Here is a 12866-nt window from a genome sequence, read left to right as displayed (position 1 = left end):
CCGCGCTAACTTCACGGACAAGTGGGGTGGGAGCGCTCCCACCCGCCCGGCGGTCCGGAACCCGCCGGGTGGCCGGGTCGCCCCACCCCACGCATCCACCCTCGCACGTTCCTCGCACCCGCCGACCGAAGGGACGTAGAACTGTCATGCCTACGACAACATCACCCCCAACTCCCCGCTCCGCACCGCGATTACCGCGCCCCACCCCCCACCGAGCCCTCTTCCTCGTCCTCCTCGCACTCCTCACCACCGTCCCCGCCCTGGCCCTGATCCTCGCCACGGGCGGCCGCGCGGAGGCCCATGGCACCCCCATGAAACCCGGCAGTCGCACCTTCCTCTGCTGGCAGGACGCGCTCACCGACACCGGCGAGATCAAACCGGTCAACCAGGCGTGCAGGGCGGCCCAACAGGTCAGCGGGACAACGCCGTTCTACAACTGGTTCTCGGTGCTGCGCTCCGACGGCGCCGGCCGCACCCGGGGCTTCGTGCCGGACGGTTCGCTGTGCAGCGGCGGCAATCCGAACTTCACGGGCTTCGATCTCCCGCGCGACGACTGGCCGTTGACGCATCTCACCTCGGGCGCGACGGTCGACTTCTCGTACAACGCCTGGGCGGCGCACCCGGGTTGGTTCTACGTCTACATCACCAAGGACGGCTTCGACCCGACGAAGGCACTCACCTGGGACGACATGGAGGACACCCCGTTCCTCACGGTCGACCACCCGCCGCTCAACGGTACCCCGGGCACGGTCGAGGCCAACTACTCCTGGACCGGGCAGCTTCCGGCGAACAAGTCGGGGCGCCACATCATCTACATGGTGTGGCAGCGCTCGGACAGCACGGAGACCTTCTACTCCTGCTCCGATGTCGTATTCGACGGCGGCAACGGTGAAGTGACGGGTATTCACGACCCGGGCAACCCCACCGACCCGGTACCCGGCGTCTGTTCGGCCACCCGGCACACGACCGGCACCTGGCCCGGCGGCTACCAGTCCGAGGTGACCGTCACCAACTCCGGTGACGTCCCGATGCTCGGCTGGATGGTCAACTGGGCACTCCCCGCAGGCCAGTCGGTCGCCAGCCTCTGGAATGGCAACCCGACCTACAGCGGCCAGGACGTGATGGTCCACAACGCCGACTGGAACGGCTCACTGACTCCGGGGCAGAGCGCCACCTTCGGCTACGTCGTGAACGGCGACGGCGGTGACCCGGCAACTGCCCTTCCCTGCCAGGTCGGTTGAGCCAGTGCTCGGGGCGGACCCGGTGGTCGGGGGCCACCGGGTCCGCGAGCCGGGCAGGGAATGGGGGTTCAGCCTGCCCGGGTGGTGCGTGGCTTGGTACGGCACTGCGGTGCGACAACGTTGTCGAATGGTCTGTATATGACTCTACCGCCCCAACGGACAACGATGTCAACCCAGTTGGCCTGCGGGCGCCGTCCGGGTGGGCACCCCGCGTGCCCCCACCGGCACACGCGCTCTTCCCTGGTACGGGTGGCGCACGTTACTGTCCCTGCGGCTTGTGCGACCTGTGGTGCGCGACCCGTCCGAAGGAGGAGGGGCCGCGTCATGCGTTTCCGTCCCATGTCCCTGTTGCTCGCCGCCGCACTCGCGGTCGGCGGTGCCACCCCCGCCCTGGCGGCGACCGCCGCCGCCCCGCCGCAACTCGTCAAGGACCCCACGGCCTACGTCGATCCGCTGATCGGCACCAAGAACGGCGGCAACGTCTTCCCGGGCGCCGTCGTGCCCTTCGGCATGCTCTCCTGGAGCCCGGAGAACACCAGAGGCAGCGCGACCAGCACGGCCGCGCCAGGCGGCTACCAGTACGACGCCACCCGCATCCGCGGGTTCAGCCTCACCCACATGTCCGGCACGGGCTGCGCGGGCGGCAGCGGCGACATCCCGTTCTACCCGTACGCCGGTGAGGTCACCTCGTCCCCGGCGAGCGACACCAAGGACGCCGTCTACGCCTCCGACTTCAGCCACACCGACGAGACCGCCGAACCCGGCCACTACAAGGTGGGCCTCGCCTCCGGCGTCACCGCCGACCTGACGGCGACGGCCCGCACCGGCTCCGGCCGCTTCACCTACCCGGCCGACAAACCCGCCTCGTTGCTGATCCGCACCGCCAACTCCGAGGTGGGCTCCACCGATTCGTCGGTCACCATCGACCCGAAGACCAACACGGTCTCCGGCTCGGTCACTTCCGGCAACTTCTGCGGCTACCTCGACCCCGAGGGCCAACGCGCCTACTACACCCTGTACTTCACCGCCACCTTCGACCGCGCCTTCAAGACCACCGGCACCTGGCAGGACGACAAGCTGACCCCGGGTTCGACGAGCACGACCGGCGGCACGGGCGGGTTCAGCACCGGCGGCCGTCCCGTCGCGGGCAAGGGCGCGGGCGGCTACGTCGAGTTCGAGCCCGGCACCGGCCCGGTCGGCGTCAAGGTCGGCATCTCGTACGTCAGTCAGGCCGGCGCGAAGGCCAACCTCGCGGCGGAGAACCCGCCGAAGCGCACCTTCGACGCGGTCGAGGACGCGGCCCACCGCGCCTGGCGCGACCAGCTCGGCGCGATCAAGGTCGGCGGCGGCACCGACACCGAGCGCACCACCTTCTACACCGCGCTCTACCACTCCCTCCTGCACCCGAACGTCATCAGCGACGTCGATCGCAGATACACCGGCAGCGACGGCAAGGTGCACAAGGTCGGCCGGGGTCATCAAGCGCAGTACGGCACCTTCTCCGGCTGGGACATCTACCGCTCGCAGGTCCAGCTGCTCACCCTGCTCAGCCCCCGCACCGGCTCGGACATCGCCCAGTCCCTCTACGAACTCGCCCAGCAGAACGGGGGAGTCTGGGACCGCTGGCTGCACGGCGCGAGCGGCACGCACGTCATGAACGGCGACCCCTCACCCACCGCCCTGGCCGGCATCCGCGCCTTCGGCGGCACCGACTTCGACCTCAAGGGGGCCCTCGCCTCCCTCGTCCAGGCGGCGACCGTACCCACCGCCCAGGACCTGTCCTCCTCGGGCAAGCCGGTCCTCTCGGTCGGCCAACGGCCGTCCCTGGACAAGTACTTGAACCTGCACTACATGCCGTCCGTCTCCAACGCCTGGGGCGGCGCCGCCGAAACCCTGGAGATGTCCACGGCGGACTTCGCGCTCTCCCAACTCGCCACGGCGGCAGGGAAGAAGAGCACGGCGGCCGACTTCGCCCAGCGAGCCCAGTGGTGGCAGAACAACTTCAACATCGCCGCCGACCCCACCGGCGGCTACATCGCCAACCGCAAGGCGGACGGCAGTTGGGTCACCGGCTTCACTCCGGGCACCGGCAACGGCTTCGTGGAGGGCACGGCCGCCCAGTACACGTGGATGGTCCAGCACAACCCCGCCGGGCTGTTCGCGGCGATGGGCGGCACGGACAAGGCGCTCGCCCGCCTCGACTCCTTCTTCCATGAGGCGGACGGGAGTTGGGCCTTCACGGGCAGCGGCGGCGACAAGTCCGAGCTGGACAACGAGCCGTCCGTCAACGTCCCCTACCTCTACGACTACGCGGGCGCGCCCTACAAGACCCAGGAGACGGTCAGGGCGGCCATGAAGCAGCTCTGGACCACCGACCCGGCCGGCATCCCCGGCAACGACGACCTCGGCGAGATGTCGTCCTGGTACGTCTTCTCCGCGCTCGGCATGTACCCGCAGGTCCCGTCCCGCGCCGAACTCACCCTCGCCTCCCCGCTGTTCGAGCGCGTCGAGATCACCCGCCCGCACGGCAACGACATCTCCATCCGCGCGAAGGGCGCCGCGACCGACGCCCCGTACATCCAGTCCCTGAAGGTCAACGGCCGCAGCACGCAACAGCCTTGGCTCTCGTCCTCGATCGTCAGGAACGGCGGCACCCTCGACTACACCCTCTCCACCACCCCGAACCGCACCTGGGGCAGCGACCCCGCTGACGCCCCGCCGTCCTTCCGGACCGGCGAGCAGCCGTACCAGATCGGCGTCGGCCCCACCGCCGCGACCCTCGCCCCCGGCGACACCACCAAGGTCAACATCAAGGCCCTCTCCCTGAACGGCGGCACCGGACCCGAGGTCCGCTACACCGTCGAGACCCCCGCCGGAGTCACCGCAACTCCCGCGCAGGGCACGGTCGTCGACGGCTCCCAGGACATCACCCTCACCGCCGCCACCGACGTCCAGCAGGGCTTCTACGACGTGAAGGTCACCGTCACCTCGGGCGGCACGTCGTACGAGCAGCCGGTGTCCCTGACGGTGGCCGCGCCCGGCACCCTCCTCGCCGCCTACAACAACACCGGTGTCTCCGACGACACCGGCGAGCACGACGAGGCGGACTACGACGGGGGCGGCTGGAGTTACTCCCTCCAGGCACTGGAGGCGGCCGGGCTGACCCCGGGCGGCGCGGGCACGGTGGACGGGCTCGGCTTCACCTGGCCCAGCTCGCCGAACGGGCGCCCCGACAACGTCTCGGCGGCCGGTCAGACCGTCCAACTCCCGCAGGCGGCAAGCACGTTGTCCTTCGTCGGCAGCGCGGTCAACGGCAACCAGCAGACCAAGGCGACCGTCACCTACACCGACGGCAGCACCGACGTCATCGACCTGTCCTTCACGGACTGGACGGTCGGCGGAGGCGGCGGCACCGTGCAGTACGGCAACGAGGTCGTGGCCCGGACCGCGTACCGCAATGTCGCGGGTGCGGACAAAGACCCGGTAGCCACCTATGTGTTCGCCACCAAGCCGTTCGCGGCGCCCTCGGGCAAGACCATCAAGAGCGTGACACTTCCGGACGACCCGGATCTCCATGTGTTCACCCTTGCGGTGAACTGACGTCCACAATGTGTGCCCTCGCCCGTTCCGGTGGCGGGGGCACATCGGCGCGTGCGAGCATCCGCAGATGGTGAAACGGCCGCAGCTGCCCGAGGAGTTCCGGGCCGAAGCCCGTACGGCCTTCGCTTTCCTGGTGGGGGACGAGGGCTTCGCGCCGCCGGAGGACATAGACGGCGGCCTGCGTTATCTGCGCGGAGATCTGATGGTGCGCGTCTGGTTCCTGGGCGGCGCCGAATCGGAGGTCCTGACACGACTGGTCCCCCTGGCGCCGGACGGCACCAGGGGGAGCGGGGCGTGGCTCGACGACCTGTACACGGCCGCCGCGTGCGGCCCGGCCCAGGACGTCCCCGTCTTCGCGTCGACCAGGAGAGGCGTGCTCAGACGGGTCCACCAGCACGCGGAGGCGTTGCGGCGGCTGCTGCCCCGCCTCCCCGTGCCGTGACCGTGCCTCAGGCCAGCAGTTCCACCTCCGCGAGGGTCGAGGGACCGTTCAGCACCAGGCGGTAACGCGCGTACGAACCAGGCGACTTGACCGAGAAGACGCGCGTCTGCTGGTTCCAGGTGAAGGACTCGCCGGAGCGTTTGTCGAGCGTTTTCCACGTGGTGCCGTCGGCCGAGCCCTGGAGGGTCCAGCCGGTCGGCGCCAGGGTGTGGTCCTTCGACGACGTCAGCGTGTACTGGATGCCCTTGGTGGCCTGGGCGACCGGGAGGTCCACCGAGCTCACCGTCGCGTCCGTGGCCGACGTGTTGTCGAACAGGGGCCCGACACCGGCGAGTTGGTCGCTGCGGGGCGTCGGCACCTTGTCGTCCTTGGTGATCGACACCGGCGCCGCGTTCTTGCCGCTGCCCCACGACGAGGGCTTGGAGCCCATGGAGAAGTCCAGCACTCCGCCCTTCTCCAGCAGCGAGTGCGGGAGTGAAGTCTTCGTCCAGTTCTGGCCGTTGACCTTCAGACCCTGCACGTAGATGTTCTTCGTGCTGTTCTTCGGCGCCTTGACGACGAGGTCCTTGCCGTTCTCCAGGTGCACGGTCGCCTTGGTGAACAGCGGGGAGCCGATGGCGTATTCGCCGCTGCCCATCACGAGCGGGTAGAAGCCGAGCGCGGAGAAGAGGTACCAGGCCGACTGCTCGCCGTTGTCCTCGTCGCCGTGGTAGCCCTGCCCGATCTCGCTGCCGGTGTAGAGCCGCGACAGCACCTCGCGCACGTCCTTCTGCGCCTTCCAGGGTTCACCGGCCGCGTCGTACATGTAAGTGACGTGGTGGGCGACCTGGTTGGAGTGGCCGTACTGGCCCATGCGGACGTCCCGCGCCTCCGTCATCTCGTGGATGACACCGCCGTAGGAACCGGCGTTGGTGGGTGAGGCGGTCTCGGGGGTGGAGAAGTACTGGTCGAGCTTGTCGCCGAGGGCCTTCTGGCCGCCGTAGAGGTTGGCGAGGCCGCGGCTGTCCTGCGGGGCGGTGAAGGCGTAGCCCCAGCCGTCGGTCTCCGTGTAGTCGTAACCCCAGATCTTCGGGTCGTAACTCGCCGAGTCCACCCGCCAGTTGCCCTTGGCGTCCTTGCCCTGGAAGAACCCGGCCTGCTTGTCGAAGAGGTTCACGTAGTCCTGGGCGCGGTTGAGGAAGTACGCGGACTCCTCCTTGTAGCGCTTCTCGCCGGTCTTCTTGTAGAGGGCCTGGCCCATCTGGGCGATGCCGTAGTCGTTGACATAGCCCTCCATCGCCCAGGAGAAGCCCTCGCCGGTGTCGGTGCTCGTGTAGCCGAGGAAGGGCGAGGTGGTCATGCCCTTGCGGCCGACGCCGGAGGCGGGCGGGACGACGGTCGCGTTCTTCACGGCCGCGTCGTAGGCCGACTTGGCGTCGAACTTCACGCCCTTGACGTACGCGTCCGCGAACGCGACGTCCGAGGAGGTGCCCGTCATCAGGTCCGCGTAGCCGGGCGAGGACCAGCGCGAGGTCCAGCCGCCGTCCTTGTACTGCTGCACGAACCCGTCGACCATCTCACCCGCCTGACTGGGCGTCAGGAACGAGTAGGCCGGCCAGGTCGTCCGATACGTGTCCCAGAAACCGTTGTTGACGTACACCTTGCCGTCGACGATCTTGGCGCCGGTGTGCGTCGGGGTGTCCTGGCTCGTCATCGGGGAGAACGGCGACGCGTACTGGTACGTCGAACCGACCTTCTCGAAACCGGAGTTGGGGTACAGGTACAGCCGGTACATGCTGGAGTACAGCGTCGTCAGCTGGTCCGGCGTGGCGCCCTCCACCTCGACCTTGCCGAGCAGCTTGTCCCACACCTTCTGGGCCTGCTTCTTGACCGTGTCGAAGGAGGTGCCGTCCGGGATCTCCTGGCGCAGGTTGTCCTTCGCCTGGTCGACGCTGATCAGCGAGGTGGCCAGGCGCAGGGTGACCGTGTGGTCGGCGCCGGGCTTGAACTTCAGGTAGCCCTTGACGCCGCTGGAGGAGCCGTCCGTCACCGGCGCGTCGAACGTGCCGTAGACGAAGAGCCGGGTAGCGCCGGTGGACAGACCGGACTTGACGTCCGAGTAGCCGGTGACGGTCCCGTTGGTCTTGTCGAGGGTCAGGCCCGCCTGCTCGGTGACGTTGTCGAAGATGACGCTCGCGTCGTCGCCGGGGTAGGTGAAGCGCAGCGAGGCCGCGTGGTCGGTCGGGGCCATCTCGGCCTTGAGACCGTTCTCGAACGTGACGCCGTAGTAGTACGGGCGCGCGGTCTCGTTCTCGTGCTTGAACGCCAACTCCCGTGCCGTGGGATCGGTGTTGGGGGTTCCCGAGGCCGCCGACGGCATCACCTGGAAGGTCTGCCGGTCGCCCATCCAGGGGCTCGGCTCATGGCTCAGGCTGAGCGCCTGGAGCGTCGGCAGATTGTCGTCGTTGTTCGCGCGTGCGTAGTCGTACAGCCAGCTGAGCGACGACGAATTCGTCACCGGCGTCCAGAAGTTGAAGCCGTGCGGCAGCGCCGCGGCGGGGAAGTTGTTGCCCCGCGAGAAGCTGCCGCTGGAGTTGGTGCCGCGGGTGGTCAGCGCGTAGTCGGACAGATGCGCCTTCGGCTTCTCGGGCGCCACCGACTTGAGGCTCACGTCGTCCAGCCAGCCGCGGAACTTCGCCGGCCCGCTGGGGGAGTCGTAGTCCAGCAGGATCCGGTCGACGGTCTTGCCGGCCGCGACCGAACCGATCCGCGAGAGGACGTTGTTCCACTGGTTGACGTAGAGGATCTTCGCCGCGCCCTGCCCCTGCGGAGTGAGCGTGAAGCCGTGCGAATCCGTCGCGCCGAGGTCGCTGAGATACGTGCCGTCGGTGAAGGCGAGGTCGACGGAGACGTTCGTGGCGTCGTAGTCGAGGTCACCGTCGGACATCTGCGGGAAGAGCCGGTAGGAGAGCGCGGTGTCCCGGCCGACCGGCACGTTCACGTCGAAGACCTTGTTGTACGAGTAGGCCCGCCCGGTGGCCGTGTGACGGCCCGCGTAACGCAGTGCGCGCTTGCCCGTGAAGCCGGCGCCCGCCTTGGCGGTGGGGGAGCCGCTGGGGCCCCGGTCGACCAGCGAGAGCATGTCCTCGGGGATCGGGGCGGTGGTCCCGCCCGTCGAGAACTGGACGTCGGCGAGCTGCAGGATGCCGCTCGCGCCGTTGTTCTTCGTGATGTCGAGCCGGAAGTGCTGGTACTCGGCCGGCTCGGCGAGGTCGTAGGACTTCGTCTGGAACCGGTCGGCGAAGCTCTCGCCGGAGCGGGTGTCCAGGGTCTTCCAGTCCTTGCCGTCCGTCGAGCCCGACAGCGTCCAGTCCTTCGGATCGCGTTCGGCGAAGTCGTTCGCCGAAGTCAGGGCGTACGTCACTGTCTTGGCCGGCTTGTCGAGGTCGAACTCGACCCAGCCGGTGGGCTCGAAGGTCAGCCACTTGGTGCCGGACTCGCCGTCGACGAGGTTCTCCTTCACCTCCCCGCCGCCCGTGTTCTCGGAACTGGCCCGGACGTCGGTGACGTGGTCGGTCACATTGCCCGGGATCCCGGTGCTGTAGCCGCCGTCGACGCCCGAGGCCCGCTTGGAGCCGTCCGGCGCGGTGTCGACCGTGTTCAGCCAGTCCGGTGCCGGGTCTCCCGACTCGAACGAGGAGGCGAACTCCCCGCCGGTCGGGGCCTTTGCCGGAAGGGCGACCGCCGCTCCCTGCGAACCCACGAGCAAAGCCAGTGCGGCGGTCGACACGACCGCCGTACCCCACCATCTGTGATGCATACGAGGGCATCCTCCCTGCACGCTGGACAACGTTGTCAGCTTCGATGCGCAAGGAACAGTAGGGAGTCAAGTGGCCTGGTGTGTCAAGGGTGTTGAGTGAGGCATTCGAGGGCAATAGCGAGGATTTCTCCGTCATCGAACACACAGGGCGTTCATATTTCCGCGAGGTCTCACTTCGGAAAAGACCGACAACCCACCCTGCATTCGATCTTGCTCTGTCGACCGGAAGTGGACTATACCTGTCGCGTTCGACACCGCTCTCGCAGCAGCACGCACGAAGTACCTCTGCACGACCAAGCTCGACCTGACCGCGGTGCCGGGGAGGATCCGGTTCACCGCCTGAGTCCTGTTGAAGGCGAGGACTTGAGCATGGGATCCACTTCAGCCGAGAACAACGGTTCCAATGGCGTCGGCCGCCGCGATTTGATCAAGAGGTCGGCCGCACTCGGTCTGATCTCCGTACCCACGATGAGTTTCCTGTCCGCGTGTGCCAGCGGCGGCGGGGACGACAGCGGCAGCGGTGACGCCACCAAGGGCACCACGTCGAAGTCGAATCCCTTCGGTGTGAAGAAGGGCAGCACGCTCGACGTCGTCGTCTTCAAGGGCGGTTACGGCGACGACTACGCGAAGGCGTGGGAAGCCAACTTCAAGACGAAGATCGGCGTGAGCTCGACCCACACCGGAACGCAGGAGATCACCGGCAAGCTGCAGCCCCGCTTCAACGCGGGCAACCCGCCGGACATCGTCGACGACTCCGGCGCCCAGCAGATCAAGATCGACGTCCTGTACAAGAACGGCCAGTTGCTCGATCTCTCCCCGGTGCTCGACGCCCCGGCGATCGACGACCCGAGCAAGAAGGTGCGCGATCTGCTGATCCCCGGCACCCTCGACCCCGGTGTGCAGGAGGGCAAGGTCGTCGCCCTCAACTACATCTACACGGTCTGGGGGTTGTGGTACTCCGGCAAGCTCTTCAAGGACAAGGGCTGGACCCCGCCGAAGACCTGGGACGAGTTCATCGCCGTCTGCCAGAAGGCGAAGGCGGCCGGTATCGGCGGTCTCGCCCACCAGGGCAAGTACCCGTACTACATCAACGTCGCCATCATGGACCTGATCGCCAAGAAGGGCGGGATCGACGCCGTCAAGGCGATCGACAACCTCGACCCGAAGGCGTTCGTCGGCTCGGCCGCCGCGCAGGCCGGGGTCGAGGCGATCTACGAGGTGGTCGAGAAGGACCTGTTGATGCCCGGCACCAACGGCCTGACCCACACCGAGTCGCAGACCCGCTGGAACCAGTACAAGGCCGCGTTCATCACCTGCGGTTCCTGGCTGGAGAACGAGCAGCTCAAGCTGACGCCGACGGACTTCGACATGAAGTTCCTGCCGATGCCGCTGCTCGCCGACAGCAAGATGCCGTTCGAGGCGATCCGGGCCGGCTCGGGGGAGCCCTTCATCATCCCGGCGAAGGCCAAGAACCTCCCCGGCGCCAAGGAGTTCATGCGCCACATGCTCTCCAAGGAGTGGTCGACGCTCTTCGCCAAGGAGGCCAACTCGCTCACCATCCTCAAGGACGGTGTCGACTCCAGCGTCACCCTGCGCCCGGGCACCCAGTCCACGGTCGACGCGTCCAAGGCGGCCGGCGACAACACCTTCCGCTTCCTGTACCCCGACTGGTACAGCGAGATGGACACCTCCATCCAGAACGCGTCCAACGAGCTGATGTCCAAGCGCATCCAGCCCAAGGAGTGGCTGAAGCGCTGCCAGGCCGCCGTCGACAAGCAGGCCAAGGACCCGGCGTCCAAGAAGAATGTGCACTCCTGATCGCAAGGCCTGATCGGAACACCTGATCACGCTCGGGACACCAGGGGCAGGAAACGCCAATGCGCAAAGGGCAGTACAGGTTCGTCACGGGATTTCTCTTTGTTCCCGTGGCGCTCTATCTGATCTTCGTGATCTGGCCGTACATCCAGACGTTCGGCTATTCGCTGACCGACTGGAAGGGCGAGTCACAGACCTTCAAGTTCGTCGGACTGGACAACTATCGAACGCTGCTCCACGACGACGTCTTCAAGGAGGCCATCTGGCACAACCTCCTGTTCCTGGTGTTCATCCCGGTGATCACCATTCTGCTGGCCCTCTTCTTCGCCTTCATGGTGAACGCGGGAGGACACAGCAAGGCCGGCGGTGTGCAGGGTGTCGCCGGCAGCGGGTTCTACAAAATCGTCTACTTCTTCCCGCAGGTGCTGTCGCTGGCGATTCTCGCGGTGCTGTTCAACGCGGTGTACCGCAGTGACGGCGGCGGCCTGCTCAACGGTGTCCTGATCAAACTCCACCTGGTCGACGTCAACAATCCGGTGGAATGGCTCAACGAGCCCAACGTGGTGCTGTGGGCGCTGATGGCGGTCGTGGTCTGGCACGGCGTCGGCTTCTATCTGGTGCTGTTCTCCGCCGCCATGCAGTCCATTCCGCGGGACATCTACGAGGCCGCCCTGATCGACGGGGCGGGCCGCTCCCAGTCCTTCTTCCGGATCACCCTGCCGCTGCTCTGGGAGACCGTCCAGACGGCCTGGGTGTACCTCGGCATCATCGCGATGGACATGTTCGTCCTGGTCTCCTCCATGACCTCGAACATGGGCGCCTACGGAGGCGGTCCCGACCACGGCAGCGACGTCATGTCGACCGTGATGATGCGCAACTTCCTCTACTTCGGGAAGAGCGGCTACGCCTGCGCGATGGGCGTCGTCATGCTGCTGCTCACCCTGGTCCTGTCCGTGGTCACGCTGCGCGCCACCCGCCGTGAGCGCATCGAGTTCTGAGCGGGAGACATACGACGATGAGCGCACCCCTGAAGGAGACCGCCCCCGCGGGCGGCACCGTCCCGCCCCAGCCGTCGCCGGGGAAGTCCGGCGCCCGGCCCCATGAACCGCGCGGCGAGGGCGTCGTGCTGAACGCCTTCTCGCACGGCTTCCTCGCCCTGTGGGCCCTGCTGATCGTGCTGCCGCTGCTGTGGCTGGTGTTCAGCTCGTTCAAGACCGATGTGCAGATCGGCAACTCGGCCTTCGGCTGGCCGCAGAACTGGTCGTTCGACGTGTTCCGGCGGGCCTGGAGCAAGGGCATCGGCGACTACTTCCTGAACACCCTGATCGTGCTGGTCTTCTCGGTGCCGCTGACGATGCTGTTCGGCTCGATGGCCGCGTACGTGCTGGCCCGCTACCGGTTCCTCGGCAACCGGCTGCTGTACTACTTCTTCGTCGCCGGCGCGATGTTCCCGGTGTTCCTGGCGCTGGTCCCGCTGTTCTTCATGGTCAAGCGCCTCGACATGCTCAACACGTACCAGGGGCTGATCCTGGTCTACATCGCCTACTCGATGCCGTTCACGGTGTTCTTCATGCACGCGTTCTTCCGGACGCTGCCCACCGCGGTCTTCGAGGCGGCCATCCTCGACGGCGCCTCGCACACCCGGACGTTCTTCCAAGTGATGTTGCCGATGGCCAAGGCCGGATTGATCAGTGTCGGCATCTTCAACACCCTCGGTCAGTGGAACCAGTTCATCCTGCCGACGGTCCTGATGCAGCCGCAGAGCGGTTCGGACCCGGAGCGCTATGTCCTCACCCAAGGACTCATCCAGCTCCAGCAGCAACAGGGCTACGCCTCCGACCTGCCCGTTCTCTTCGCGGGTGTCACGATCGCCATGATCCCGATGCTGGTCGTCTACCTGTCGTTCCAGCGCCAGGTGCAGTCCGGTCTGACCTCGGCGACGCTGAAGTAGCGCGCCTGGAGAACGTGA

At 67.2% G+C, this 12866-nt stretch carries 7 protein-coding genes; 6 read left to right on the top strand and 1 reads right to left on the bottom strand.

Annotated features, from left to right (window positions below):
• Positions 1-146 precede the first annotated feature (146 nt).
• From OO69_RS35740 to OO69_RS35730, 3 genes are all read left to right on the top strand, one after another.
• Positions 147-1241, top strand: a complete 1095-nt coding sequence (locus OO69_RS35740; RefSeq protein WP_051801431.1) for a lytic polysaccharide monooxygenase auxiliary activity family 9 protein — start codon at positions 147-149, stop codon at positions 1239-1241.
• 324 nt (positions 1242-1565) lie between these two features.
• Positions 1566-4841, top strand: coding sequence for a GH92 family glycosyl hydrolase (locus tag OO69_RS35735; RefSeq protein ID WP_033285049.1), 3276 nt, complete (start codon positions 1566-1568; stop codon positions 4839-4841).
• A gap of 67 nt (positions 4842-4908) precedes the next feature.
• The gene (locus OO69_RS35730; protein ID WP_033285102.1) at positions 4909-5283 is read left to right on the top strand and encodes a hypothetical protein; all 375 of its coding nucleotides are present in this window, start codon (positions 4909-4911) and stop codon (positions 5281-5283) included.
• Positions 5284-5290: 7 nt separating this feature from the next.
• On the opposite strand, the gene OO69_RS35725 is transcribed toward OO69_RS35730, so the two are convergent.
• Positions 5291-9082, bottom strand: a complete 3792-nt coding sequence (locus OO69_RS35725) for a GH92 family glycosyl hydrolase (protein WP_199811093.1) — start codon at positions 9080-9082, stop codon at positions 5291-5293.
• A 369-nt stretch (positions 9083-9451) separates the two neighbouring features.
• Between OO69_RS35725 and ngcE the strand changes: the two genes are divergently transcribed.
• From ngcE to OO69_RS35710, 3 genes are read left to right on the top strand one after another with little or no spacing between them, the layout of a single operon-like run.
• Complete coding sequence (ngcE, locus tag OO69_RS35720) at positions 9452-10900, top strand: N-acetylglucosamine/diacetylchitobiose ABC transporter substrate-binding protein (protein ID WP_033285048.1); 1449 nt, start codon at positions 9452-9454, stop codon at positions 10898-10900.
• A 59-nt stretch (positions 10901-10959) separates the two neighbouring features.
• Positions 10960-11895 (top strand): carbohydrate ABC transporter permease, encoded by a 936-nt coding sequence (locus tag OO69_RS35715; RefSeq protein WP_033285047.1) that lies wholly within the window; start codon positions 10960-10962, stop codon positions 11893-11895.
• Between the two features lie 17 nt (positions 11896-11912).
• Complete coding sequence (locus OO69_RS35710; protein WP_033285046.1) at positions 11913-12848, top strand: carbohydrate ABC transporter permease; 936 nt, start codon at positions 11913-11915, stop codon at positions 12846-12848.
• The last annotated feature ends 18 nt before the right edge of the window (positions 12849-12866 follow it).

This window comes from Streptomyces sp. NRRL F-525 (genome assembly GCF_000716605.1).
Taxonomy (GTDB): Bacteria; Actinomycetota; Actinomycetes; order Streptomycetales; family Streptomycetaceae; genus Streptomyces.
The sequence above is the reverse complement of the archived record's forward strand: the minus strand, read 5'-3'. Positions and strand labels throughout refer to the sequence as shown.